The 25,112-nt window shown below is 62.0% G+C and carries 32 protein-coding genes and 1 pseudogene; 28 read left to right on the top strand and 5 right to left on the bottom strand.

The features are described from left to right. Positions 1–326: 326 nt before the first annotated feature. The 16 genes from rpsL to M9799_RS07280 all read left to right on the top strand — a co-directional run bounded on the left by rpsL (position 327) and on the right by M9799_RS07280 (position 10,981). Positions 327–704, top strand: a complete 378-nt coding sequence (gene rpsL / locus M9799_RS07355; protein WP_231043083.1) for a 30S ribosomal protein S12 — start codon at positions 327–329, stop codon at positions 702–704. Positions 705–866: 162 nt separating this feature from the next. After that, on the top strand, positions 867–1,340 hold the full coding sequence (gene rpsG / locus M9799_RS07350) for a 30S ribosomal protein S7 (protein ID WP_231043084.1): 474 nt from the start codon (positions 867–869) through the stop codon (positions 1,338–1,340). Between the two features lie 145 nt (positions 1,341–1,485). Continuing rightward, on the top strand, positions 1,486–3,594 hold the full coding sequence (gene fusA, locus M9799_RS07345) for an elongation factor G (RefSeq protein ID WP_231043085.1): 2,109 nt from the start codon (positions 1,486–1,488) through the stop codon (positions 3,592–3,594). A gap of 156 nt (positions 3,595–3,750) precedes the next feature. Continuing rightward, on the top strand, positions 3,751–4,941 hold the full coding sequence (tuf, locus tag M9799_RS07340) for an elongation factor Tu (RefSeq protein ID WP_231043086.1): 1,191 nt from the start codon (positions 3,751–3,753) through the stop codon (positions 4,939–4,941). Between the two features lie 25 nt (positions 4,942–4,966). Continuing rightward, positions 4,967–5,278, top strand: a complete 312-nt coding sequence (gene rpsJ / locus M9799_RS07335) for a 30S ribosomal protein S10 (RefSeq protein WP_005796953.1) — start codon at positions 4,967–4,969, stop codon at positions 5,276–5,278. Between the two features lie 203 nt (positions 5,279–5,481). Next, positions 5,482–6,156, top strand: a complete 675-nt coding sequence (gene rplC, locus M9799_RS07330) for a 50S ribosomal protein L3 (RefSeq protein ID WP_231043087.1) — start codon at positions 5,482–5,484, stop codon at positions 6,154–6,156. Beyond that, positions 6,156–6,779, top strand: a complete 624-nt coding sequence (rplD, locus tag M9799_RS07325; RefSeq protein WP_231043088.1) for a 50S ribosomal protein L4 — start codon at positions 6,156–6,158, stop codon at positions 6,777–6,779. The genes rplC and rplD overlap by 1 nt, the downstream gene beginning before the upstream one ends. Further along, the gene (gene rplW / locus M9799_RS07320; protein ID WP_175505428.1) at positions 6,776–7,090 is read left to right on the top strand and encodes a 50S ribosomal protein L23; all 315 of its coding nucleotides are present in this window, start codon (positions 6,776–6,778) and stop codon (positions 7,088–7,090) included. Before rplD ends, rplW begins: the two co-directional genes overlap by 4 nt. After that, a complete protein-coding gene (rplB, locus tag M9799_RS07315; RefSeq protein WP_231043089.1) occupies positions 7,091–7,915 on the top strand; it encodes a 50S ribosomal protein L2 in 825 nt (274 codons plus the stop codon). It begins immediately after the preceding gene. A gap of 10 nt (positions 7,916–7,925) precedes the next feature. Then, a complete protein-coding gene (rpsS, locus tag M9799_RS07310) occupies positions 7,926–8,204 on the top strand; it encodes a 30S ribosomal protein S19 (protein WP_175505426.1) in 279 nt (92 codons plus the stop codon). Positions 8,205–8,213: 9 nt separating this feature from the next. Further along, the gene (gene rplV, locus M9799_RS07305) at positions 8,214–8,546 is read left to right on the top strand and encodes a 50S ribosomal protein L22 (protein ID WP_175505425.1); all 333 of its coding nucleotides are present in this window, start codon (positions 8,214–8,216) and stop codon (positions 8,544–8,546) included. A gap of 15 nt (positions 8,547–8,561) precedes the next feature. Beyond that, complete coding sequence (gene rpsC, locus M9799_RS07300) at positions 8,562–9,443, top strand: 30S ribosomal protein S3 (RefSeq protein ID WP_231043090.1); 882 nt, start codon at positions 8,562–8,564, stop codon at positions 9,441–9,443. A 2-nt stretch (positions 9,444–9,445) separates the two neighbouring features. After that, positions 9,446–9,862: a 50S ribosomal protein L16 gene (rplP, locus tag M9799_RS07295; RefSeq protein WP_231043091.1), complete on the top strand. Its 417-nt coding sequence runs from the start codon at positions 9,446–9,448 to the stop codon at positions 9,860–9,862. Between the two features lie 15 nt (positions 9,863–9,877). After that, positions 9,878–10,075, top strand: a complete 198-nt coding sequence (gene rpmC / locus M9799_RS07290) for a 50S ribosomal protein L29 (protein WP_231043092.1) — start codon at positions 9,878–9,880, stop codon at positions 10,073–10,075. Between the two features lie 11 nt (positions 10,076–10,086). Continuing rightward, positions 10,087–10,356 carry a 30S ribosomal protein S17 gene (rpsQ, locus tag M9799_RS07285; RefSeq protein WP_092940977.1) on the top strand — a complete coding sequence of 90 codons (270 nt, stop codon included), beginning with the start codon at positions 10,087–10,089 and terminating at the stop codon, positions 10,354–10,356. A 118-nt stretch (positions 10,357–10,474) separates the two neighbouring features. Next, complete coding sequence (locus M9799_RS07280) at positions 10,475–10,981, top strand: peroxiredoxin (protein ID WP_231043093.1); 507 nt, start codon at positions 10,475–10,477, stop codon at positions 10,979–10,981. 117 nt (positions 10,982–11,098) lie between these two features. Here the strand turns inward: M9799_RS07280 and M9799_RS07275 are convergent, their stop codons facing one another. Together M9799_RS07275 and M9799_RS07270 are read right to left on the bottom strand one after the other, a co-directional pair. Further along, a complete protein-coding gene (locus M9799_RS07275; RefSeq protein ID WP_231043251.1) occupies positions 11,099–11,590 on the bottom strand; it encodes a GNAT family N-acetyltransferase in 492 nt (163 codons plus the stop codon). Between the two features lie 511 nt (positions 11,591–12,101). Then, positions 12,102–12,605 carry a TlpA family protein disulfide reductase gene (locus M9799_RS07270; protein ID WP_231043094.1) on the bottom strand — a complete coding sequence of 168 codons (504 nt, stop codon included), beginning with the start codon at positions 12,603–12,605 and terminating at the stop codon, positions 12,102–12,104. 165 nt (positions 12,606–12,770) lie between these two features. On the opposite strand from M9799_RS07270, the pseudogene M9799_RS07265 reads away from it, so the two are divergent. From M9799_RS07265 to ptsP, 3 genes and pseudogenes are all read left to right on the top strand, one after another. Continuing rightward, positions 12,771–13,215, top strand: a pseudogene (locus M9799_RS07265) (PTS sugar transporter subunit IIA); the annotation flags it as partial. Then, the gene (locus M9799_RS07260; protein WP_231043095.1) at positions 13,187–13,456 is read left to right on the top strand and encodes an HPr family phosphocarrier protein; all 270 of its coding nucleotides are present in this window, start codon (positions 13,187–13,189) and stop codon (positions 13,454–13,456) included. The pseudogene M9799_RS07265 and the gene M9799_RS07260, both read left to right, overlap by 29 nt. Positions 13,457–13,549: 93 nt before the next feature. Beyond that, positions 13,550–15,277, top strand: coding sequence for a phosphoenolpyruvate--protein phosphotransferase (ptsP, locus tag M9799_RS07255; protein ID WP_231043096.1), 1,728 nt, complete (start codon positions 13,550–13,552; stop codon positions 15,275–15,277). A gap of 407 nt (positions 15,278–15,684) precedes the next feature. Here ptsP and lipA read toward each other — a convergent pair whose 3' ends face one another. The 3 genes from lipA to M9799_RS07240 are packed head-to-tail and all read right to left on the bottom strand — an operon-like array spanning position 15,685 to position 17,720. Then, positions 15,685–16,671 (bottom strand): lipoyl synthase, encoded by a 987-nt coding sequence (gene lipA / locus M9799_RS07250; RefSeq protein ID WP_231043097.1) that lies wholly within the window; start codon positions 16,669–16,671, stop codon positions 15,685–15,687. A 12-nt stretch (positions 16,672–16,683) separates the two neighbouring features. Then, positions 16,684–17,376: a lipoyl(octanoyl) transferase LipB gene (gene lipB / locus M9799_RS07245; protein ID WP_231043098.1), complete on the bottom strand. Its 693-nt coding sequence runs from the start codon at positions 17,374–17,376 to the stop codon at positions 16,684–16,686. Between the two features lie 17 nt (positions 17,377–17,393). Beyond that, complete coding sequence (locus M9799_RS07240; RefSeq protein WP_231043099.1) at positions 17,394–17,720, bottom strand: YbeD family protein; 327 nt, start codon at positions 17,718–17,720, stop codon at positions 17,394–17,396. Positions 17,721–17,975: 255 nt separating this feature from the next. Between M9799_RS07240 and M9799_RS07235 the strand changes: the two genes are divergently transcribed. The 9 genes from M9799_RS07235 to M9799_RS07195 are packed head-to-tail and all read left to right on the top strand — an operon-like array spanning position 17,976 to position 25,096. Beyond that, positions 17,976–18,455, top strand: a complete 480-nt coding sequence (locus M9799_RS07235) for an ATP synthase subunit I (protein ID WP_231043100.1) — start codon at positions 17,976–17,978, stop codon at positions 18,453–18,455. Positions 18,456–18,476: 21 nt separating this feature from the next. Beyond that, positions 18,477–19,340, top strand: a complete 864-nt coding sequence (gene atpB, locus M9799_RS07230; RefSeq protein ID WP_231043101.1) for a F0F1 ATP synthase subunit A — start codon at positions 18,477–18,479, stop codon at positions 19,338–19,340. Positions 19,341–19,386: 46 nt separating this feature from the next. Then, complete coding sequence (gene atpE, locus M9799_RS07225) at positions 19,387–19,635, top strand: F0F1 ATP synthase subunit C (RefSeq protein ID WP_231043102.1); 249 nt, start codon at positions 19,387–19,389, stop codon at positions 19,633–19,635. 35 nt (positions 19,636–19,670) lie between these two features. Beyond that, complete coding sequence (locus tag M9799_RS07220) at positions 19,671–20,141, top strand: F0F1 ATP synthase subunit B (protein ID WP_231043103.1); 471 nt, start codon at positions 19,671–19,673, stop codon at positions 20,139–20,141. An 11-nt stretch (positions 20,142–20,152) separates the two neighbouring features. Next, positions 20,153–20,692 (top strand): F0F1 ATP synthase subunit delta, encoded by a 540-nt coding sequence (locus tag M9799_RS07215; protein ID WP_231043104.1) that lies wholly within the window; start codon positions 20,153–20,155, stop codon positions 20,690–20,692. A gap of 43 nt (positions 20,693–20,735) precedes the next feature. Next, complete coding sequence (gene atpA, locus M9799_RS07210) at positions 20,736–22,289, top strand: F0F1 ATP synthase subunit alpha (protein WP_231043105.1); 1,554 nt, start codon at positions 20,736–20,738, stop codon at positions 22,287–22,289. Positions 22,290–22,307: 18 nt separating this feature from the next. Beyond that, positions 22,308–23,177: a F0F1 ATP synthase subunit gamma gene (atpG, locus tag M9799_RS07205; protein WP_231043106.1), complete on the top strand. Its 870-nt coding sequence runs from the start codon at positions 22,308–22,310 to the stop codon at positions 23,175–23,177. Between the two features lie 33 nt (positions 23,178–23,210). Continuing rightward, entirely contained in the window at positions 23,211–24,620 is a 1,410-nt protein-coding gene (gene atpD / locus M9799_RS07200) for a F0F1 ATP synthase subunit beta (protein ID WP_231043107.1), read from the top strand. Positions 24,621–24,679: 59 nt separating this feature from the next. Further along, complete coding sequence (locus M9799_RS07195) at positions 24,680–25,096, top strand: F0F1 ATP synthase subunit epsilon (RefSeq protein WP_231043108.1); 417 nt, start codon at positions 24,680–24,682, stop codon at positions 25,094–25,096. Positions 25,097–25,112: the final 16 nt, after the last annotated feature.

The following is a 25,112-nucleotide window of genomic DNA, read 5'->3' as shown; positions in this document are numbered from 1 at the left end:
TGAGGGCAGGCCGTTCATCCTTCGACAGGCTCAGGACGAACGGTTGGTGCTCCGTATTTCAATCAGACATCTTTGTCTTCGCCCTGGCCGGCACTGTTCAAACTTCGTGACCGCAACGCCCCTCATCCGTTCGTCCTGAGCTTGTCTAGGCGACCCCGTCGAAGGAGGACGGGCCTGCCCACGAGCCCGTACCCAAATACAAGTCATCCGAGCAGGGGTGCCAGGAGCCAGGCTTGCTTTGCCAAGCCCAAGCTGCTACAGTCGAATGCTTTTCGGAAATTCCGAAGGGATTCACGTTTTCGTTTTTTACGTTTAGGGACGTATACATGCCAACCATTAACCAGCTCGTTCGTCAGGGGCGCTCGGTCGAAACGATCAAGTCCAAGAGCCCCGCGATGGAAAACTCCCCCCAGCGCCGCGGCGTGTGCACCCGTGTGTACACCACGACGCCCAAGAAGCCCAACTCCGCTCTGCGTAAGGTCGCCAAGGTGCGCCTGACCAACGGTTTTGAAGTCATCTCCTACATCGGCGGTGAAGGCCACAACCTGCAGGAACACAGCGTCGTGCTGGTTCGCGGCGGTCGTGTCAAGGACTTGCCCGGTGTGCGTTACCACATCGTCCGCGGTTCGCTGGACCTGCAAGGCGTCAAGGATCGCAAGCAAGCCCGTTCGAAGTACGGTGCCAAGCGTCCCAAGAAGGCCTGAGCCTTCCTGTAGACAGATTTTTCGGTGTTTGCCTGCCAGGCAGGCGGTGCAAACGTAGTGACCCCAAGCGCAAGTGTTTTGCGTGGGTCGAGTAAGTGGGAGTCCTGTTGGCTCTCGCGGTGTCTGAAAAGATGCCAACTGAAGCAAAGATAGAGGTAAAAAATGCCACGTCGTCGCGAAGTCCCCAAACGTGAAATTCTGCCGGATCCCAAGTTCGGCAACGTAGAGCTGTCCAAATTCATGAACGTGATCATGGAAGGCGGCAAGAAGGCAGTTGCAGAGCGCATCATTTACGGCGCCCTGGAACTGATCCAAAAGAAGCACCCCGACAAGGATCCTCTGGAAGCCTTCGTTGTTGCCATCAACAACGTGAAGCCCATGGTGGAAGTCAAGTCCCGCCGCGTGGGTGGTGCGAACTACCAGGTGCCTGTGGAAGTGCGCCCTGTCCGTCGCCTGGCCCTGTCCATGCGCTGGATCAAGGAAGCTGCCCGCAAGCGCGGTGAAAAGTCCATGGCCCAGCGCCTGGCCAACGAGCTGCTCGAAGCGACCGAAGGTCGTGGCGGCGCGATGAAGAAGCGTGACGAAGTGCACCGCATGGCAGAAGCCAACAAGGCATTCAGCCACTTCCGCTTCTAAATCGGCGTCAGCCCCTTTCGATTCGAGGCCGCTGGCATTTTTTGCCTGCGGCCTTGTCTCGATGGAGAGTGGCCCCACATTAACTGCTGCCAGAGAGTTCCGGGGATTGGCAGCCCCCCTCCATACGATCAATTAAGGATCCACCATGGCTCGCAAGACCCCCATTGAGCGCTACCGCAACATCGGTATTTCCGCTCACATTGACGCCGGCAAGACCACCACCACCGAGCGTATCCTGTTTTATACCGGCGTGAACCACAAGTTGGGCGAAGTGCACGATGGCGCTGCCACCATGGACTGGATGGAGCAGGAACAAGAGCGCGGCATCACGATCACCTCCGCTGCCACGACCTGCTTCTGGTCGGGCATGGACCGCTCGTTCTCCGAACACCGTTTCAACATCATCGACACCCCCGGCCACGTGGACTTCACGATTGAAGTCGAGCGCTCGATGCGCGTGCTGGACGGCGCCTGCATGGTGTACTGCGCCGTGGGCGGCGTGCAGCCCCAGTCGGAAACCGTGTGGCGCCAAGCCAACAAGTACCGCGTGCCCCGTCTGGCCTTCGTGAACAAGATGGACCGTACCGGTGCCAACTTCTTCAAGGTCGTGGACCAGATGAAGCTGCGCCTGAAGGCCAACCCCGTGCCGATCGTGGTGCCCATCGGTGCCGAAGACGGCTTCGAAGGCGTGGTCGACCTGGTCAAGATGAAGGCCATCTTCTGGGACGAGAAGTCGCAGGGCATGAAGTTCGAATACCGCGACATCCCCGCCGACCTGGTCGACGTGGCCAACGAATGGCGCGAGAAGATGGTCGAAGCCGCGGCTGAAGCCAGCGAAGAGCTGATGAACAAGTACCTCGAAGAGGGCACGCTCACGGAAGAGGAAATCATGGACGGCCTGCGCACGCGCACGCTGGCCGTGGAAATCCAGCCGATGCTGTGCGGCTCGGCCTTCAAGAACAAGGGCGTGCAGCGCATGCTGGACGCCGTGATCCAGTTCCTGCCCGCTCCCGTGGAAGTGCCTGCCATCGAAGGTACCGACCCCGAAGACGAAGAGAAGAAGCTGACGCGCAAGGCCGACGACAACGAGAAGTTCTCGGCGCTGGCATTCAAGCTGATGACCGACCCCTTCGTGGGCCAGCTGACCTTCGTGCGCGTCTACTCGGGCGTGCTGACCAAGGGCGACACCGTGCTGAACGCGGTCAAGGGCAAGAAGGAACGTATCGGCCGTATCGTGCAGATGCACGCCAACGAACGCCTGGAAGTGGAAGAAATCCGCGCCGGCGACATCGCTGCCTGCGTGGGCCTGAAGGACGTGACGACCGGCGAAACGCTGGCCGATCCGAACAACCCCATCATCCTGGAACGCATGGTCTTCCCCGAGCCCGTGATCGCCCAGGCCGTCGAGCCCAAGAGCAAGGCAGACCAGGAAAAGATGGGCATCGCCCTGTCGCGCCTGGCCGCTGAAGATCCGTCGTTCCGCGTGCGTTCCGACGAGGAATCGGGCCAGACCATCATCGCCGGTATGGGCGAGCTGCACCTGGAAATCATCGTCGACCGCATGAAGCGCGAATTCGGCGTGGAAGCCAACGTCGGCAAGCCCCAGGTGGCCTACCGTGAAACCATCCGCAAGACCGTCGAAGAAGCCGAAGGCAAGTTCGTGCGTCAGTCGGGCGGTAAGGGCCAGTACGGCCACGTGGTGCTGAAGATCGAACCCAACGAAGCCGGCAAGGGCATCGAGTTCGTCGACGCCATCAAGGGCGGTGTGGTTCCTCGCGAATTCATCCCCGCGGTGGAAAAGGGTATCAACGAAGCCGTCACGCAAGGCGTGCTGGCCGGCTACCCCGTGGTCGACGTCAAGGTCACGCTGCACTTCGGTTCGTACCACGATGTGGACTCGAACGAACTGGCGTTCAAGATGGCTGCCATCTTCGGTTTCAAGGAAGGTTGCCGCAAGGCCAACCCCGTGATCCTCGAGCCCATGATGTCCGTGGAAGTGGAAACTCCCGAAGACTACGCCGGTACCGTGATGGGCGATCTGTCCTCGCGTCGCGGCATGGTCCAGGGCATGGACGACATGGTCGGTGGCGGCAAGGCCATCCGTGCCGAAGTCCCGCTGTCGGAAATGTTCGGCTACGCCACCTCGCTGCGTTCGGCAACGCAAGGCCGCGCCACGTACACGATGGAATTCAAGCACTACGCTGAAGCCCCTCGTAACGTGTCGGAAGCCATCATGGCCGCCCGCGCGAAGTAAAATACCGGTCTTTGCCAAACGGCTGCCTTGCGGGGCAGCCGTTTTGGCGTGCCAGGTCTGCGATGGAGTGCCCCCCTGTTTCCTGTGCGGGGGGAATCAGCAACTCGATGCAGACGTTAAACCATCACACAGGTTTTGCTCTTTTGGAGAAATCTCATGGCAAAAGGTAAGTTCGAACGCACCAAGCCCCACGTCAACGTGGGCACCATCGGTCACGTCGACCACGGCAAGACGACCCTGACGGCTGCCATCGCAACCGTTCTGTCGGCCAAGTTCGGCGGCGAAGCCAAGAAGTACGACGAAATCGACAAGGCGCCCGAAGAAAAGGCCCGCGGCATCACCATCAACACCTCGCACGTCGAATACGAAACCGCCGGCCGTCACTACGCTCACGTGGACTGCCCCGGCCACGCCGACTATGTGAAGAACATGATCACCGGCGCCGCCCAGATGGACGGCGCGATCCTGGTGTGCTCGGCCGCCGACGGCCCGATGCCCCAGACCCGCGAGCACATCCTGCTGGCTCGCCAGGTGGGCGTTCCCTACATCATCGTGTTCCTGAACAAGTGCGACATGGTGGACGACGAGGAACTGCTGGAACTGGTGGAGATGGAAGTCCGCGAACTGCTGGACAAGTACAACTTCCCCGGCGACGACACCCCCATCGTGCGCGGTTCGGCCAAGCTGGCCCTGGAAGGCGACAAGGGCCCCCTGGGCGAGCAAGCCATCGACAAGCTGGCTGAAGCCCTGGACACCTACATCCCCACGCCCGAGCGCGCTGTGGACGGTGCCTTCCTGATGCCCGTGGAAGACGTGTTCTCGATCTCCGGCCGCGGTACCGTGGTGACGGGCCGTATCGAGCGCGGCCTGATCAAGGTCGGCGAAGAAATCGAAATCGTCGGTATCCGCGACACGCAAAAGACCACCTGCACCGGCGTGGAAATGTTCCGCAAGCTGCTGGACCAGGGCCAAGCTGGCGACAACGTCGGCCTGCTGCTGCGCGGCACGAAGCGCGAAGACGTCGAGCGCGGCCAGGTGCTGTGCAAGCCCGGCTCGATCAAGCCCCACACCCACTTCACCGCTGAAGTGTATGTGCTGAGCAAGGACGAAGGCGGCCGTCACACTCCCTTCTTCAACAACTACCGTCCCCAGTTCTACTTCCGTACGACTGACGTGACCGGTGCCATCGAGCTGCCCGAAGGCAAGGAAATGGTCATGCCCGGCGACAACGTGTCGATCACCGTCAAGCTGATCGCCCCCATCGCCATGGAAGAAGGCCTGCGCTTCGCCATCCGCGAAGGCGGTCGTACCGTCGGCGCCGGTGTGGTTGCCAAGGTCCTGGCTTAATTCTTAGACTTACTGGGAATTGACCATGTCCAAGCAAAAGATCCGCATCCGCCTGAAGGCGTTTGACTACAAGCTGATCGACCAGTCGGCAGCTGAAATCGTTGACACCGCCAAGCGCACCGGCGCGATCGTCAAGGGCCCCGTGCCCCTGCCGACCCGCATGAAGCGCTTCGACATCCTGCGTTCGCCGCACGTCAACAAGACCAGCCGCGACCAGCTGGAAATCCGTACCCACCAGCGTCTCATGGACATCGTGGACCCCACGGACAAGACCGTTGACGCGCTGATGAAGCTGGACCTGCCAGCTGGCGTGGACGTCGAAATCAAGCTGCAATAAGTTCCTGAAGGCTTCCCCGGAAGCCTCTCAAGGTCTTGATCTAACGCGAACTTGCTTGAAAAAGCGGTTCGCGTTAGAATTTGGGGCTCCGCCTTTTTTGGGCGGAGTTTTATTAACCTTCTTTCGCGCCAAATCTCAAATGCGAGACGCGGCAAACGCTGGGCCAATTGCAGTTACAGCGGCGGAAGTTTTGGAGCAAACAAATGAGTCTGAGCAACTCCCTGGGGTTGCTGGGTCGCAAGGTGGGCATGATGCGTCTGTTCACCGATGACGGGGACGCAGTGCCCGTCACGGTGGTGGATGTGTCCAACAACCGTGTGACTCAGGTCAAAACCCAAGAGAACGATGGCTACGTGGCCCTGCAGGTCACGTTCGGTTCGCGCCGCGCTTCGCGCGTGACCAAGCCCCAAGCCGGCCACCTCGCCAAGGCAGGTGTCGAAGCCGGTGAAGTGACCCGCGAATTCCAAGTGACCGACGAAGTGGCCGGCAAGTATGCTGCTGGCGCCACGCTGCCTGTCGCCGAGCTGTTCGCAGTGGGCCAGAAGGTGGACGTGCAGGGCACTTCCATCGGTAAGGGCTTCGCTGGCACGATCAAGCGTCACAACTTCAGCTCGCAGCGCGCCTCGCACGGTAACAGCCGTTCGCACAACGTTCCTGGTTCCATCTCGATGGCACAGGATCCGGGCCGCGTGTTCCCTGGCAAGAAGATGACGGGCCACATGGGCGACGTCACCGTGACCACCCAAAACCTCGACGTGGTTCGTATCGACGAAGCACGCCAACTGCTCTTGATCAAGGGCGCTGTTCCGGGCTCCAAGGGTGGCTTCGTGACGGTGCGTCCCGCAGTCAAGGCTAAATCTTCCCAAGGAGCGAACTAATGCAGCTCGAACTCCTGAATGAACAAGGCCAGGCAGCATCGTCCTTCGATGTGCCCGAAACCGTGTTCGGTCGTGAATTCAACGAAGACCTGATCCATCAGCTGGTCGTCGCCTACCGTGCCAACGCACGCCAGGGCACGCGCGCCCAGAAGGATCGCGAGCAAGTCCGTCACACGACGGCCAAGCCGTTCAAGCAAAAGGGTACGGGCCGCGCTCGTGCCGGTATGTCCTCCTCGCCTCTGTGGCGTGGCGGCGGCCGCATCTTCCCGAATCTGCCCGAAGAAAACTTCACGCAGAAGATCAACAAGAAGATGTACCGCGCCGGCATGGCTTCCATCCTGTCGCAGCTGGCCCGCGAAGGCCGCCTGGCCGTGGTGGACTCCCTGACGCTGGATACTCCCAAGACCAAGGTGCTGGCCGACAAGTTCAAGGCCATGAACCTGGCCGAGTCGGTGATGGTGATCGCTGACGAAGTGGATGAAAACCTGTACCTGGCTTCCCGCAACCTGAAGAACGTGTTCGTCGTCGAACCACGTTACGCCGACCCCGTGTCGCTGGTGCATTACAAGAAAGTGCTCGTCACCAAGGGCGCAATCGACAAACTCAAGGAGATGTTCGCATGAGCACGCTCAAGTTTGACGAAGGTCGTCTGATGCAAGTGCTGGTCGCTCCCATCGTGTCCGAAAAGGCCACCATGGTTGCCGAGAAGGCCAACGTCGTGACGTTCAAGGTGCTGCAGAACGCTACCAAGCCCGAAATCAAGGCCGCTGTGGAATTGATGTTCAAGGTGGAAGTGTCGAAGATTTCTGTGCTGAACACCAAGGGCAAGGCCAAGCGCTTTGGCAAGACCATGGGTCGCCGCGACAACGTTCGCAAGGCCTATGTGATGCTCAAGCCCGGCCAAGAGCTGAATCTGTCTGGGGAGGCCGCTTAAATGGCAGTCATCAAACTCAAGCCCACGACGCCAGGTCAACGCGGTGCCGTCAAGGTCACGCGCGATCACCTGCACAAGGGCGAGCCGTATGCACCCCTGCTGGAACCCCAGTTCCAGAAGTCCGGTCGCAACAACAACGGCCACATCACCACCCGTCACAAGGGCGGTGGCCACAAGCATCACTACCGCGTGGTGGACTTCCGTCGCAACAAGGACGGCATCCCCGCAAAGGTCGAGCGCATCGAATACGATCCCAACCGTACGGCCCACATCGCCCTGGTGTGCTATGCCGACGGTGAGCGTCGCTACATCATTGCTCCTCGCAACCTGGAAGTGGGCGCGACCATTGTCAGCGGTTCGGAAGCCCCGATCCGCGTGGGCAACACCCTGCCTATCCGCAACATCCCCGTGGGCTCGACCATCCACTGCATCGAACTGCAAGTGGGCGGCGGTGCACAGATCGCGCGTTCCGCAGGTACCTCCGCCACGTTGCTGGCCCGTGAAGGCGTCTACGCTCAAGTGCGTATGCGTTCGGGCGAAGTGCGCAAGATTCACATCGAGTGCCGCGCAACCCTGGGCGAAGTCGCCAACGAAGAGCACAGCCTGCGCCGTCTGGGCAAGGCCGGTGTGAAGCGCTGGATGGGTATCCGCCCGACCGTTCGCGGTGTGGTGATGAACCCTGTGGATCACCCGCACGGTGGTGGTGAAGGCAAGACCGGTGAAGGCCGTCACGCAGTTGACCCATGGGGCAACCTGACGAAGGGCTACCGTACCCGTAACAACAAGCGCACGCAATCGATGATTGTGTCGCGTCGTAAGAAGTAAGGGGTAGCAAATGACTCGTTCTCTCAAAAAGGGTCCGTTTGTTGACCATCACTTGGTTGCCAAGGTCGAAAAGGCCGTCGCCACCAAGGATAAGAAGCCAGTCAAGACCTGGTCGCGTCGCTCCATGGTTCTGCCCGAGTTCATCGGTCTGACCATTGCCGTGCACAACGGCAAGCAGCACGTGCCGGTCTACGTTACCGACCAGATGGTGGGCCACAAGCTGGGCGAATTCGCCCTGACGCGCACCTTCAAGGGTCACCCCGCGGACAAAAAAGTCCAGAAGAAGTAAGGAACGACCATGTCTGAAACACGTGCAGTCCTCCGGGGCGTCCGTCTGTCGGTGGACAAGGGTCGCCTGGTCGCTGATCTGATCCGCGGCAAGAAGGTTGATCAAGCTCTGAACATCCTGACGTTCACGCAGAAAAAAGCTGCTGTGATCATCAAGAAGGTTGTGGAGTCCGCCATTGCCAACGCCGAGCACAACGACGGCGCCGATATCGACGAACTGAAGATCAAGACGATCTACGTCGAACAAGGCACGACGCTCAAGCGCTTCACCGCGCGCGCCAAAGGCCGCGGCAATCGTATCAGCAAGCCCACGTGCCATGTGTACGTGACGGTTGGCAACTGAAAGGCCTGGAAGAATATGGGACAGAAAATCCATCCTACCGGCTTCCGTCTGGCTGTGAGCCGGAACTGGGCCAGCCGTTGGTACGCGAGCAACCGTGACTTCGCCGGCATGCTGGCCGAAGACATCAAGGTTCGCGAGTACCTGAAGGCCAAGCTGAAGAACGCCGCTGTGTCGCGCATCCTGATCGAGCGTCCTGCAAAGAACGCCCGCATCACGATCTACTCGGCACGTCCTGGCGTGGTGATCGGCAAGAAGGGTGAAGACATCGAGAACCTGAAGAAGGAACTCGCGTCGCGCCTGGGCGTGCCGGTGGCAGTGAACATCGAAGAAGTGCGCAAGCCCGAAATCGATGCCAAGCTGATCGCCGACTCGATCACCCAACAGCTCGAAAAGCGCATCATGTTCCGCCGTGCCATGAAGCGCGCCATGCAAAACGCCATGCGTTTGGGCGCCCTGGGCATCAAGATCATGTCGTCGGGCCGTCTGAACGGTATCGAAATCGCTCGTACCGAGTGGTATCGCGAAGGTCGCGTGCCGCTCCATACGCTGCGTGCCGACATCGACTATGGCTTCTCTGAAGCGCAAACCACCTACGGCGTCATCGGCGTCAAGGTGTGGGTGTACAAGGGTGACACGCTGGGCCGCAACGACCTGCCTCTGGCAGAGACGCCGCGTCCCGAAGAAGAGCGTCGCCCCCGTGGCCCGCGTCGCGATGGCCGTAATGGCGATCGCAACGCCGGCCCCGGCCGCGGTGCACCTCGCCGTCCTGTGGGTGGCAACGTGGCTCCGGCCGACGGCAGCGACAAGCCTGCCGGCGCCGGTGCCGACACCAACGCCGTTAAGCGCGTTCGCAAGGCAGACGCGCCCGCTACAGCAGCGGACGGTAAAGGAGAATAAGTATGCTGCAACCTGCTCGCCGCAAATATCGCAAGGAGCAAAAGGGTCGCAACACCGGTGTTGCAACGCGGGGTAACTCCGTTGCTTTCGGTGACTTCGGCCTGAAGTCCACGGACCGTGGCCGTCTGACGGCCCGCCAGATCGAAGCTGCACGTCGTGCGATTTCCCGTCACGTGAAGCGTGGCGGCCGCATCTGGATCCGCGTGTTCCCTGACAAGCCAATCTCGACCAAGCCCGCAGAAGTGCGTATGGGTAACGGTAAGGGCAACCCTGAGTACTACGTGGCTGAAATCCAGCCCGGCAAGATGCTCTATGAAATCGTGGGCGTGCCGGAAGAACTGGCCCGCGAAGCGTTCCGCCTGGCTGCCGCCAAGCTGCCGCTGCGCACCACGTTCGTTGCCCGCCAGGTTGGCGCTTAATCAGGAGAATTCACAATGACGAAAACTACTGAACTGCGCCAAAAAGACGTTGCCGGCCTCGAAGCTGAAATCAAGTCCTTGCAAAAGGCGCATTTCGGCCTGCGCATGCAGAAGGCTACGCAACAACTGGCCAACACGAACACGCTGCGCACCACGCGCCGCGATATCGCTCGCGCCAAGACCATCCTTGCTCAAAAGCAAGCCGCCAAGTAATAGGAGCCGACATGACGGAAGCTAAAAAATCCCTCAAGCGCACCTTGATTGGCAAGGTGGTCAGCGACAAGCGTCAAAAGACTGTGACCGTGCTGGTCGAACGCCGTGTGAAGCACGAGCTGTACGGCAAGATCGTGGCCAAGTCGAGCAAGTACCACGCTCATGATGAAAATGGCGAGTACAAGCTGGGCGACACCATTGAAATCACGGAAAGCCGTCCTTTGTCCAAGACCAAGAACTGGGTTGCGACCCGTCTGGTGCAAAAGGCTGGCCTGCTCTAAAGCCTCTTGGGCCTTAGTGCTGCAAAGCTGAAGAAAACGACCCACAATGTGGGTCGTTTTTTCGTTTGGGGCTGCGCTTTTCGCGCAGACCGTTTTTTTGAGTCAACCGGAGCTTTTGATGATCAAAGTTGGAGATACCCTGCCCGCCGTCACGCTGACCGAGTACGTTGCCGTGGAAGGCAATGGCTGCAGCATCGGCCCGAGCCCTGTCAACGTGCAGGAAGCGGCAGCAGGCAAGACGGTGGCCATCGTTGCCGTGCCCGGCGCGTTCACCCCCACCTGCTCCGCCAAGCACCTGCCCGGTTATGTCGAGCAGGCCGACGCGCTCAAGGCCGCGGGCGTGGACGAGATCTGGTGCCTGTCGGTGAACGACGCCTTCGTGATGGGCGCCTGGGGCCGCGACCAGAACGTCGGCACCAAGGTGCGCATGATCGGCGACGGCGACGCTGCCTTCGCCAAGGCCGCCGGCCTGACGCTGGACCTCAACGGCAAGGGCCTGGGCCTGCGCAGCAACCGCTACTCGATGCTGGTCAAGGACGGCAAGGTGGTGCAGCTGAACAATGAAGCTCCAGGCAAGTTCGAAGTCAGCGACGCGGCAACCCTGCTTTCCCAAGTCAAGGGCTGAGCGGCAAAATCCTCCCGGGCGCGTGTTGACGCTCGCTGAGGATCGATACCGGAAGGCGCCTGGCGCTGATCTTCCTGAGGGGAGTTCGGCTCCAGGCGTTTCTCATGGCGCGAGCACTTAGAACAGCTCTGCCTTCAGGTAGTGCGCCCCCGCCATGGGGTTGTAGTAGTACGGCGGGATCTCCTCGAAGCCCAGCTCGGTATAGAGCGCGCGGGCGGCTTCCATGTCGTCCAGGGTGTCGAGCAGAACGCGGTCATAGCCGGCTTGGCGCGCGAGGTCCAGCATGGCGGCCGTGAGTTCGCGGCCCAGCCCGAAGCCGCGAAACGGCCGGCGCACATAGAGGCGCTTCATTTCGGCGGCGTTGGCATAGTCGCTGCCATCGAGCGGACGCAATGCGCAGCAGCCAGCCAGCGCGCCATCGACCCAGGCCAGCAGCAGCTGCCCGCGCGGCGGGACATAGTCACCGGGCAGGCAGGCCAGTTCGGCGGCAAAATTTTGAAATTCCAGATCGATGCCTATGCTCTCGGCGTATTCCTCGAAGATCTGGCGCACGGCGTCCAGATCCTGGGGGAAAGTCGCTGTCAGCAGGGCCACAGAAGGCTTGTCCACGGGCGAAGCGCAAAAACAACGGAAACTGCAGTGTAGGGCATGTGCTGCGCAGGGTGAAACTTTCAGCCGTTGCGCAGCAGGCCGATAACCCCAGGAAATGGCGCCGCATACCAGCGCAATGGCCAGTGCCAGCAGGCGTTCGCGCATGCCGTCCGCGGCGTCGGGCAGCGGCTCGGGCAGCTCCCGGTTGCCGCTCAGCATGGCGCGTACCAGCGGCTGGCGGCGCAGCAGGGTGTAGTAGGTGCAGGCCCAGCAGTGCCAGCAGCAGATACTGGCCGGCTCCGGCATGCCAGCGCGTGACGGCCCCTGTGGTTTCGCGGGAGGCCGTCAAGCTGGCGGCAGCGGCAAAGCAGGGCGATCTGGCCAGCCTCAAGGCCGCTCTGTTGGCGCCCTGGCAAGCAGCTGCAAGGCCTGCCACGACAGTTTCCGCAACCGGTGACGCCGCAACCGCTGCCATGCAAAAACGCCCGGGACGGGGAGTCCGCGGGCGTCTTTTCATGGAATGCAAGGCTCAGGCTTCGGCCAGCAGCTTCTCGATCAGCTGGTGCAGCTCGGCAAAATCGGGAGCGCCGACATAGCGTTTGACGATCTCGCCGCGCTTGTTGACGATGAAGGTCGAAGGCGTGAGCTGCACATCGCCCCACTGCTTGGCGACCATGCCGGTGTTGTCGATGGCGACCTTGAATGGCAGCTGCCGGCTCTGCGCGAAATTCACCACATAACTGGGCGGGTCGTAGCTCATCGCCACGGCCACGGTCTCGAAGCCCTTTGGCTGATACTTGTTGTAGGTGGCGACGATCTCGGGCATTTCGGCCACGCAGGTGGTGCAGCTGGTGGCCCAGAAGTTGACCAGCGTGACCTTGCCGCGCAGATCGGCAGTGGTTTTCTGACTGCCGTCCAGCAGCACGAAGGTCGACGCCGGCGCCGGGCTGGTGCCGGCATTCAGGTAGATGAAGCCGCCCATGCCGACGACGGCGGCCAGCGCCACGCCTGCTATCCATTTGTTGAGTGCCATGCCCCAATTGTGCCCAAAGCCGCCGGCGATCCGGCAATCCGGGGTTTATGGGCGCCATGCGCGCCGAAGTCCGCGCCGGGCAGGGCCGTCCAAATGGGCGAATGGGCGCGGGAATGCGGCAATGGTTTGCACGGTATCGGCGGAGCTCGCGCGATAATGCCCTGCATGAACACGCGCATTCTCCTCGTCACCCATGCCCCGCTGGCGCAGGCGCTGCGGGCTTGCGCACTGCATGTGTTTGCCGACAGCGCCGCCGATGTGCTGGCGCTCGACATCGAGGCCGATGAAAGCCCCGAAGCCTCGTTGGCGCGTGCGCGCCAGCTGCTGGGCCAGGGCGATGCGCCGGTGCTGGTGTTGACCGATGTATTTGGCGCGACCCCGAGCAATGTGGCCCAGCGCCTGGTGGCGGGCCATGCCGCCCGGTTGGTGGCGGGCGTGAACCTGCCGATGCTGCTGCGCGCCATCGGCTACCGCCATGAAGCGCTCGAAGCCGTTGCGGCCCGGGCCGTCGCGGGCGGCACTCAGGGGGTGATGGCCGTGGCTGGCCACCCCGTCGAAGAACAAGAACCTCCGTTCCATCCATGATCAAGACCACCATCACCATCAGCAACAAGCTGGGGCTGCACGCGCGCGCCTCGGCCAAGCTCACCAAGCTCGCGGGCAGCTATCCCTGCGAGGTGTGGATGACCAAGGGGGAGCGGCGCATCAATGCCAAGAGCATCATGGGAGTGATGATGCTGGCAGCGGGCATCGGTTCGCAGGTGGAGCTTGAGACCAACGGCGAGCAGGAGCAGGAAGCAATGGATGCGCTGCTGGCATTGATCGACGACAAGTTTGGCGAAGGGCAGTGAGCCGATGCGCTGCAGGCATCGCATTTGTCCAGACGGTTGGCCGCCTGCGTGTCGCGCGCACGGGCCGGCATGATTGACTGAAGGACAGTCCGGATGACGTTTGCAATTCACGGCCTGGCGGTTTCCCGCGGCATCGCCATCGGGCGGGCGGTGCTCGTGAGCTCGAGCCGCATCGAAGTGCAGCACTATTTCATTGCTGCCACCGAAGTGCAGGCGGAAATCGCGCGGGCGCGCATGGCGCGCCATGCGGTCATCGAGGAGCTGCAGCGGCTGCAGACCGAGATGCCGCATGACGCACCGGCCGAGCTGGATGCGCTGCTGGACGTGCACCTGATGCTGCTGCAGGACGAATCGCTGGTCCATGGCGTGGAACAGTGGATCCGCGAGCGCCTGTACAACGCGGAGTGGGCACTGACCACGCAGCTCGAGGCGATATCGCGCCAGTTCGACGAGATGGAGGACGAATACCTGCGCGAACGCAAGGCCGATCTCGAACAGGTGGTGGACCGCATCCTGCGGCATCTCAAGGGCGTGGCCGGCCCGGTGCCTGCGGTGCATTCCGGCACCACGCCGGAATGGCCGCTGATCCTCGTGGCGCAGGATCTGGCACCGGCCGACATGCTGCATTTCAAGACCAGCGTGTTTGCCGGCTTCGTGACGGCGGTGGGCGGCAGGACCTCGCATACGGCGATCGTCGCACGCAGCATGGACATTCCTGCCGTCGTCGGCGCGCGTGCCGCGGGCCAGCTGGTACGGCCCGACGACTGGTTGATCATCGATGGCAATGCCGGCGTGGTGATCGTCGATCCTTCCCCGGCGATTCTGGCCGAATATGAAGACCGCCAGCGCGAGCATGCGCTCGAGCGCGAGGGCCTGGAATTGCTGCGGCATACGCCGGCGGTGACCATGGACGGGCAGTCGATCGAGCTGCTCGCGAATATCGAGCAGCCCGGCGACGGTCCGGCCGCGCTGGGCGCGGGCGCACAGGGCGTGGGGCTGTTTCGCAGCGAGTTCCTGTTCATGGGGCGCGACGGTCCCATGCCCGGCGAGGAAGAGCAGTACCTGGCCTACAGGCAGGCCGTCGAGGGAATGCAGGGCCGGCCCGTGACCATCCGCACCATCGACGTGGGCGCGGACAAGCCGCTGGACCGGGCGCAGGCCCGGGAATACTCGCTCAACCCGGCGCTGGGGCTGCGGGCGATCCGCTGGAGCCTGGCCGATCCCGGCATGTTCCGCACCCAGCTGCGCGCCGTGCTGCGCGCGGCCGTGCACGGGCCCGTGAGCCTGCTGTTCCCTATGCTCGCGCACCAGCGCGAAATCGAGCAGACCCTGGCCCAGGTGGAGCTGGCGCGCGCCGAGCTCGACGCGCGCGGCATGGCCTGGGGCGCGGTGCAACTGGGGGCGATGATCGAGATTCCGGCAGCGGCGCTGATGGTGCGCATGTTCCTGCGCTACTTCGACTTCTTGTCGATAGGCACCAATGACCTGATCCAGTACACGCTGGCCATCGACCGTGCCGACGAGGCCGTGGCGCACCTGTACGACCCGCTGCACCCGGCCGTGCTGCGCCTGGTGGCCGAGGTCATTGCCGAAGGGCAGCGCCAGGGCAAGAACATCTGCGTCTGCGGCGAGGTGGCGGGCGACGTCGGCATGACGCGCCTGCTGCTGGGCCTGGGCCTGCGCAGCTTCTCCATGCACCCGGCGCAGATTCTCACCGTGAAGCAGGAGATACTGCGCGCCGACGCGGGCCGGCTCGGCGCCTGGGCGCGGCAGGTGGTGCTGGCCGATGACCCCGCAGCGTTGCTGGCCGCGGGACCCTGAAAAGCACCACGCAAAATCCTTTTGAAAAATAGTTGCGAGTGCTTCTCATTTAGATGTTATGATTCATCCACTGACGCAGCACATATCCTGGTGGGAGCCGTGCTCCAGCAGTTTTTCAGTTTCATCGTGGGGCGACTCGTGGGCCTGTCAAGCCCTCAGTCGTTTTTTGCCAGCCAGCGGCTCGCCGGTTAGCCAGGCATTTTTTGATGAAGCCAACGAAGAAAGCCTTCCAAATGGAAGGCTTTTTTGTTTCGTGGGAGTGGCGATGGCCCAAATTAGCCGATGAGCTTGAGGACAGGCCGTCCACCCTTCGACGGGCTCGGGGCGAACGGTGGTTTGGAGCAAGTGCTCCTCATTGTTTCCTGTTTACCGTGCGCAGGCCAAGGGCAGCACCGTCGAAAAGCGTCTCAGGAGCTGCTTAATACCCCGTGTGCCTGCTGATCGGCATGGTAGCTCGAACGCACCATGGCGCCCACGGCCGCATGGCTGAAGCCCATCTTGTAGGCTTCTTCCTCGAACATCTTGAAGGTGTCGGGGTGCACGTAGCGCTTCACCGGCAGGTGGCTGTTCGAGGGCGCCAGGTATTGGCCGATGGTCAGCATGTCGATGTCGTGCGCGCGCATGTCGCGCATGACCTGCAGGATTTCCTCGTCGGTCTCGCCCAGCCCGACCATGATGCCGCTCTTGGTCGGCACGTTCGGGTGCAGCGCCTTGAACTTCTTCAGCAGGTTCAGGCTGAACTGGTAGTCGGAGCCCGGGCGCGCTTCCTTGTACAGGCGCGGCGCGGTCTCGAGGTTGTGGTTCATGACGTCGGGCGGTGCGGCCTTGAGGATCTCGAGCGCGCGGTCGTCGCGGCCGCGGAAATCGGGCACGAGGATCTCGATCTGCGTGGTGGGCGACAGTTCGCGGATATTCCTGATGCACTCGACGAAATGGCCGCTGCCGCCGTCGCGCAGGTCGTCGCGGTCGACGCTGGTGATCACCACGTACTTCAGGCGCAGCTGGGCGATGGTCTTGGCCAGGTTCAGCGGCTCATCTGCATCGAGCGGATCGGGGCGGCCGTGGCCGACGTCGCAGAACGGGCAGCGGCGCGTGCACTTGTCGCCCATGATCATGAAGGTCGCCGTGCCCTTGCCGAAGCACTCGCCGATGTTCGGGCAACTCGCTTCCTCGCAGACGGTATGCAGCTTGTTCTCGCGCAGGATGTCCTTGATCTCGTAGAAGCGCGTGGTCGGAGAGCCGGCCTTGACGCGGATCCACTCGGGCTTCTTGAGCACCTCGCCCTGTTCGACCTTGATGGGAATGCGCGACAGCTTGGCCGCGGCCTTCTGCTTGGCCAGCGGGTTGTAGGTGGCTGCGGACTGCGCTTCGCGTACGACGTCTATGGTGCTCATGGCTCTAGGGGGTCAGGGGGCGAGCCGGATTTCCAGCTGTCGGCCAAGCACATGCGCAGCCTCGTCCCAGGTTGTCTGGACTCCGATTGTAGAAAGATCCACGCTCGGCAGGCCGGCATAGCCACAAGGATTGATGCGCGAGTAGGGTTCCAGGTCCATGGCCACGTTCAGCGCCAGACCGTGGTAGGTGCAGTGGCGGCTGACCTTGATGCCCAAAGCGGCAATCTTGCCCAGGCCGTGGAAGTCGGGCGTGGGCGCGGCGCTGCCCGGCAGCCGCAGCTGCGGGCGCTGTTCGAGCATCGCGTGGCTGGAAGGATCGCCCAGGCGCACGTAGATGCCGGGCGCGCCCGCGACGCGGTGGCCCGTGACGCCGAAATGCGCCAGCGTGCGGATCACGGCTTCTTCCAGGCGGTGGACATATTCCTTGACGAAGTAGCCGCGGCGCTGCAGGTCCAGCAGTGGATAGGCGACGACCTGGCCCGGGCCATGGAAGGTCACCTGGCCGCCGCGGTTGGTGGCCACCACCGGGATGTCGCCGGGCACCAGCACATGGTCGGCCTTTCCAGCCAGCCCCTGGGTGAAATGCGGTGCGTGCTCGCAGATCCATAGCGCATCGGGAGTGTCCGGCCCGCGCTGCTGCGTGAAATCCTGCATGGCCTGTACCGTGGCCCGGTAGTCGGTGCGGCCGAGCAGGCGCGTATCCATGCCGGCGTCCGGCACGTTCAGAGCACCACCTTGACGTGGGGATCGGAGGTCAGCGCGCGATACAGGTCGTCGAGCTGCTCGCGGCTGGTTGCCGTGACGGTGATGGTCACGCCCAGGTACTTGCCGGTGCTGCTGGGGCGCAGCTCGATGGTGCTGGCATCGAAGGCCGGATCGAAGTGGTGTGCAATGGCAGTGATGGCCGACACCAGGTTGTCGTGCTTCAGGCCCATGACCTTGATCGGGAACAGCGAGGGATACTCGATCAGCGAGTCCTTGCGTGCCACGGCGTCATCGCCGGCGCCAATGATGCTGGCGGAGGGGGAAAGGGGAGTTGACGAGCTCATGACAGAGACTTTCAAAGGTTAATACCTTGTCGGAACCGACGGTTATGCGGTAACGTTCCGCCGGCACCGATGTGGTGCAGGTCCAGCGAAAAACCTATGCGCGGCAAAGGCTTGCCTGCATTGTTGGGTGAGCGGCGCAGAGCCGGTGGCACAAGATAAATTTGGCCACACCCGTGACAACCCCTATCTTAAGGCAGGGGTTTTTACTTATAATCAGAGGCTTTGTGAAAGTTTCAGTCTCAACCTGGGCGCCAGATGTCAGAAAAATATGCACCCGGGACTGAAGCTGAGGCTGAAGACTCCGACTTCAACCCCCTGACTGCCGAAGAGGCGCAGCAGTGGCGCCAGCGCAATCCGCCGGTGTCGCCATGGCGTGTGGTGGCAGGGCAAGTGCTGGTGGGCGCGCTGGTGGCGCTGCTGGCCTGGCTGGTGAGCGGCAGGCCCACGGTGGGCTGGTCGGCTGCCTATGGTGCGCTCGCGGTGGTGCTTCCCGCCGCCCTGTTTGCGCGCGGCATGGCCCGCCAGCAGGCGGCGTCCAATGCGAGCGCGGCGATGGTGGGGTTCTTCGGCTGGGAATTGGCCAAGCTGGTGCTGTGCATTGCCATGTTGGCGATGGCGCCCAGGCTGGTGGCAGGTTTGAGCTGGTTGGCTTTGCTGGCCGGCATGGTGGTAACGATGAAAACGTACTGGATTGCGCTGCTGCTGCGACGCTCCGGTGTCCGAAAAACCGATTGATATTGAGAGAAGAGTTGTCCGATGGCCGCAGACGCGCACGCACCAACTGCAAGTGAATACATCGTTCACCACTTGCAGCATCTCCAGAACATCAAGCAGACGAGCATCGTCGATTTCTCGGTGGTCAACTATGACTCCGTGATCATCGGCCTGATCGTCGGTGGTCTGGCCCTTTTTGCCCTCTGGCTGGCAGCCCGCAAGGCGACTGCCGGCGTTCCCGGACGCTTCCAGGCGGCCGTGGAGATGCTGGTGGAAATGGTCGACAACCAGGCCAAGGCCAACATCCACAATGCCGAAAGCCGCAAGTTCATTGCGCCGCTGGCACTGACGGTGTTCGTCTGGATCTTCGTGATGAATGCGATGGACCTGCTGCCCGTCGACCTGCTGCCGCTGCTGTGGCAAGGCGCGACCGGCGACAGCCACGCCTATCTGCGCGTCGTGCCTACCGCCGACCTCTCGACCACTCTGGGCCTGTCGTCCGCCGTGCTGCTGCTGTGCTTCTGGTACAGCGTCAAGATCAAGGGCGCCGGCGGCTGGGCCCATGAACTGGTGACCGCACCTTTCGGCACCAGCAAGAATCCTGTCTTCGCCCTGATCCTGGGCGTCGTGAATCTGCTGATGCAGATCATCGAATACGTTGCCAAGACCGTCTCGCATGGCATGCGACTGTTTGGCAACATGTACGCTGGTGAGTTGGTATTCATGCTGATTGCCCTGATGGGTGGTGCGGCTGCCATGTCTCTCTCTGGTGTGTTGCTCCCTGTGGGGCACATCATTGCAGGTTCTATCTGGGCGATCTTCCACATTCTGATCATCACCCTGCAGGCCTTCATTTTCATGATGCTGACGCTGATTTACCTCGGCCAGGCACATGAAGCCCACTGACCCTTTCTTTCCTTTCCTTTCACTTTTTTAATCCTCTGGAGTCATCATGGAAAACATTCTCGGTCTCGTCGCTCTGGCTTGTGGTCTGATTGTTGGTCTGGGCGCTATCGGCGCTTCTATCGGTATCGCTCTGATGGGCGGCAAGTACCTCGAAGCTTCGGCTCGCCAGCCTGAACTGATCAACGAACTCCAAACCAAGATGTTCATCTTGGCCGGTCTGATCGACGCTGCTTTCCTGATCGGCGTGGCCATCGCTCTGCTGTTCGCTTTCGCCAACCCGTTCGCCCTGGTCTAAGCTCCCCCTCAACGCCCATATAGAAAGGTGTTGCCGTGAGTATCAACGCGACCCTGTTCGTTCAGGCCATCGTCTTCCTGATCCTGGTGCTGTTCACGATGAAGTTCGTGTGGCCTCCGATCGCGAAGGCGCTGGATGAGCGAGCCCAGAAAATCGCCGATGGCCTCTCTGCTGCCGACAAGGCCAAATCCGAACTGACCGCCGTCAACAAGCGCGTCGAGCAGGAACTGGCCCAGACGCGCAATGAAACGACATCGCGGCTTGCGGACGCCGACCGCCGCGCCCAGTCCATCATCGAAGAGGCCAAGGCCCGTGCGACTGAAGAAGGCAACAAGCTGATTGCAGCCGCCCGTGCAGAAGCCGAGCAGCAAGCAATTCAAGCCCGTGAGGCCCTGCGCGAGCAGGTGGCCGCACTGGCCGTCAAGGGTGCCGAGCAGATTCTCCGCAAGGAAGTCAACGCCGGCGTCCACGCCGATCTGCTGAACCGCCTCAAGACTGAGCTGTAAGGAACGCAAACATGGCAGAACTCGCCACCATTGCCCGCCCTTACGCTGAAGCCCTGTTCAAAGCCAGCACCGCCAGCGGTGCGGATTTGAACGGCACAGTCGGCTGGGTGGAGAAATTGGCGGCGGTTGCCGCCGATTCGCAATTGCGCCAACTGGCAGACAACCCCAAGGTCAGCGAAGAACAGCTGTTCGACGTTTTCACGGGTGTTGCCGGTTCGGCACTTCCCGATGCCGCCCGTAATTTCCTGCGCGTCATCATCGAGAACGGCCGCGTGAACGCGCTGCCCGAGGTTGCAGATCAGTTTCGTGGTCTGGTCAACCAGCTCGCGGGCTCGTCGGATGCGGTGGTCTATAGCGCCTTCCCGATCGAACCTGCCGCACTGACGGAGCTTGGCGCTTCGTTGGAAAAGCGTTTTGGCCGCAAGCTGCATCTCACCGTTCAGCCCGATGAGTCGCTGATCGGTGGCATTCGCGTGGTCGTGGGTGACGAAGTGCTCGACACCTCGGTCAAGGCCCGTCTGGAACAAATGAAAGCAGCCCTCACTGCCTAACCGCGCTGAGGTCCCGGCTAAACAAAGAAAGAAGGAAAGAGTCATGCAACTCAATCCCGCAGAAATTTCTGAATTGATCAAGAGCCGCATCGAAGGTCTGGCTGCGAGCACCGATATCCGCAACCAGGGCACCGTGGTGTCGGTGACGGACGGTATCGTGCGCATCCATGGCCTGTCGGACGTGATGCAAGGCGAAATGCTGGAATTCCCGGCCACCGCTGACGGTCAACCCTCGTACGGCCTGGCCCTGAACCTCGAGCGCGACTCCGTCGGCGCCGTGATTCTGGGTGAGTACACGCACATCTCCGAAGGCGATACCGTCAAGTGCACGGGCCGCATCCTGGAAGTGCCGGTCGGCCCCGAGCTGATCGGCCGCGTGGTGAACGCGCTGGGCCATCCCGTTGACGGCAAGGGTCCGATCAACGCGAAGATGACCGACGTGATCGAGAAGGTCGCTCCCGGCGTGATCGCACGCCAGTCGGTGGACCAGCCGCTGCAGACCGGCGTGAAGTCGATCGACTCGATGGTTCCCGTGGGCCGCGGCCAGCGCGAACTGATCATTGGCGACCGCCAGACCGGCAAGACCGCCGTGGCCATCGACGCCATCATCAACCAGAAGGGCCAGGGCGTGACGTGTATCTACGTCGCCATCGGCCAGAAGGCTTCGTCGGTCAAGAACGTCGTGCGCGCCCTGGAACAGTCCGGCGCCATGGAATACACCATCGTGGTGGCTGCCACCGCTGCCGAATCGGCCGCGATGCAGTACGTGTCGGCCTACTCGGGCTGCACCATGGGCGAATACTTCCGCGACCGCGGCGAAGACGCGCTGATCGTCTATGACGACCTGTCCAAGCAAGCCGTGGCCTACCGCCAGGTCTCGCTGCTGCTGCGCCGTCCGCCAGGCCGCGAAGCCTTCCCCGGCGACGTATTCTATCTCCACAGCCGCCTGCTCGAGCGCGCTGCCCGCGTGAACGCCACCTACGTGGAAGAGTTCACCAAGGGCGCCGTCAAGGGCAAGACCGGTTCGCTGACCGCGCTGCCGATCATTGAAACCCAGGCGGGTGACGTCTCGGCTTTCGTGCCTACCAACGTGATCTCGATCACCGACGGCCAGATCTTCCTGGAAACCAGCCTGTTCAACGCCGGTATCCGTCCCGCGATCAACGCCGGTATCTCGGTGTCGCGCGTCGGTGGCGCCGCCCAGACCAAGTTCGTCAAGGGCCAGTCCGGCGGTATCCGTACCGACCTGGCACAGTACCGTGAACTGGCTGCGTTCGCGCAGTTCGCTTCCGACCTGGACGAATCCACCCGCAAGCAGCTCGACCGCGGTGCCCGCGTGACCGAACTGCTCAAGCAGGCCCAGTACAGCCCGCTGTCGGTGGCCCTGATGGGTGCTTCGCTGTTCGCGGTGAACAAGGGTTACATGGACGACATCGAAGTCAAGCAGGTTCTGCCCTTCGAAGCCGGTCTGCACCAGTTCCTCAAGACCAGCCACGGCGCATTGATCGACAAGCTCAATGCCACCAAGGCCATGGACAAGGAATCCGAAGCCGAATTGACCGCTGCCATCGCTGCGTTCAAGAAGTCGTTCGCTTAATCCGGACGAGGAGCCATCATGGCAGCAGGTAAGGAAATTCGCGGCAAGATCAAATCGGTGGAGAACACCAAGAAGATCACGAAGGCCATGGAAATGGTCGCGGCATCCAAGATGCGCAAGGCGCAGGAACGGATGCTGGCGGCCCGTCCCTATAGCGAGAAGATCCGCAACATTGCAGCCCATCTTGGCCAAGCCAATCCCGAATATGTGCATCCGTTCATGCAGGTGAACGATGCACAGAAGGTCGGCGTCATCGTGGTGACGACCGACAAGGGATTGTGCGGCGGCATGAACACCAACGTGTTGCGTGTCGTCACGGCCAAGCTGCGCGAGCTGCAGGACCAGGGTATCTCCGCGGAGGCCGTGGCCATTGGCAGCAAGGGTCTGGGCTTCTTGAACCGTGTCGGCGCCAAGGTGGTTTCGCATGTCACGGGTCTGGGCGACACCCCGCATCTGGAAACTCTGATCGGCCCTGCAAAGGTGCTGCTCGACGCGTATGCCGAAGGCAGGATCAGCAAGGTGTACCTGAGCTACACCCGCTTCATCAACACGATGAAGCAGGAATCGGTCATGGAGCAGTTGCTGCCCCTGTCGTCCGCGCAAATGCAGGCTGAGAAGACGTCTGGCGCCAGCTGGGACTACATCTACGAACCCGATGCGCAAACCGTCATTGACGAGTTGCTCGTGCGTTACGTGGAGTCCCTGGTGTACCAGGCCGTTGCCGACAACATGGCGTCCGAGCAGTCGGCGCGCATGGTGGCCATGAAGGCCGCAACCGACAACGCAGGCAACGTCATCAGCGAGTTGAAGCTGGTCTACAACAAGACGCGCCAGGCAGCTATCACGACCGAGCTGTCGGAAATCGTGGCCGGCGCCGCCGCTGTGTAAGCAGCTCAACCGACAAACTTATTGGAGCAAAAAATGGCTCAAGTGCAAGGCAAGATTGTTCAATGTATTGGCGCGGTGGTGGACGTCGAGTTCCCCCGCAACGCAATGCCCAAGGTGTACGACGCGCTCAAGCTCGACGGTTCGAACCTGACGCTGGAAGTGCAGCAGTTGCTGGGTGACGGCGTGGTGCGTACCATTGCCCTCGGTTCTTCCGACGGCCTGCGCCGCGGCCTGATGGTCAGCAATTCCAACGCTCCCATCACCGTGCCCGTGGGCAAGGCCACCCTGGGACGCATCATGGACGTGCTGGGCGCGCCCATCGACGAACGCGGTCCCGTGGACCAGACGCTGACGGCCCCCATCCACCGCGAAGCTCCTGCCTACGACGAACTGTCGCCTTCGCAGGAACTGCTGGAAACCGGCATCAAGGTGATCGACCTGATCTCCCCGTTCGCCAAGGGCGGCAAGGTGGGTCTGTTCGGTGGCGCCGGCGTGGGCAAGACCGTGAACATGATGGAGCTCATCAACAACATCGCCAAGGGCCACGGTGGTCTGTCGGTGTTTGCCGGTGTGGGCGAACGTACCCGTGAAGGCAATGACTTCTATCACGAAATGTCCGATGCGGGCGTCGTGAACCAGAACAACCTGAACGAGTCCAAGGTGGCCATGGTCTACGGCCAGATGAACGAGCCGCCAGGCAACCGTCTGCGCGTTGCGCTGACCGGCCTGACGATGGCCGAAGCCTTCCGTGACGAAGGCAAGGACGTGCTGTTCTTCGTGGACAACATCTACCGCTACACGCTGGCCGGTACCGAAGTGTCCGCACTGCTGGGCCGCATGCCTTCGGCCGTGGGCTACCAGCCCACGCTGGCGGAAGAAATGGGCCGCCTGCAAGAGCGCATCACGTCGACCAAGGTCGGCTCGATCACTTCCATCCAGGCCGTCTACGTGCCTGCCGATGACTTGACCGATCCCTCGCCCGCCACGACCTTCGCCCACCTGGATTCCACCGTCGTGCTGTCGCGTGACATCGCTTCGCTGGGTATCTACCCCGCAGTCGATCCCCTGGATTCGACCAGCCGCCAGTTGGACCCCCAGGTGGTGGGTGACGAGCACTACCAAGTGGCCCGCGCCGTGCAAGGCACGCTGCAGCGCTACAAGGAACTGCGCGACATCATCGCGATTCTGGGCATGGACGAACTCGCGCCCGAAGACAAGATGGCCGTGGCCCGTGCGCGCAAGATCCAGCGTTTCCTGTCGCAGCCCTTCCACGTCGCCGAAGTGTTCACCGGCGCTCCCGGCAAGTACGTGCCCCTGGCTGAAACCATCCGCGGCTTCAAGATGATCGTGGCTGGCGAATGCGATCACCTGCCCGAGCAGGCGTTCTACATGGTCGGCACCATCGACGAAGCCTTCGAAAAGGCCAAGAAGCTGGCTGCTTGAGGCACCGGGGCCCGCAAGGGCCCTTGTTCCCAGCCCATTCTTGACATTTAGGAGCAAAGATGAACACCATCCACGTCGATGTGGTCAGTGCCGAAGAGTCGATCTTCTCGGGTGAAGCGCGTTTCGTCGCGCTGCCCGGCGAGGCCGGCGAACTGGGCATCTACCCGCGCCACACCCCGCTGATCACGCGCATCAAGCCCGGCTCGGTGCGCATCGAGATGGCGGACGGCAGCGAAGAGTTCGTCTTCGTGGCCGGCGGCATTCTCGAAGTGCAGCCCAACAGCGTCACCGTGCTGTCCGACACGGCCATCCGTGGCAAGGACCTCGACGACGAGAAGGCCAACAAGGCCAAGGCCGCCGCCGAGGAAGCGCTGAAGAACGCCAAGGGCGAGCTGGACCTGGCCAAGGCCCAGTCCGAACTGGCCGTCATGGCGGCGCAAATCGCTGCCCTGCGCAAATATCGCCAGAAGCGCTGAGCTTCAAGCTTCCCAT

It is taken from the genome of Comamonas endophytica, from assembly GCF_023634805.2.
Taxonomy (GTDB): Bacteria; Pseudomonadota; Gammaproteobacteria; order Burkholderiales; family Burkholderiaceae_C; genus Comamonas; species Comamonas endophytica.
This window is presented reverse-complemented; position numbering and strand designations above follow the sequence as displayed.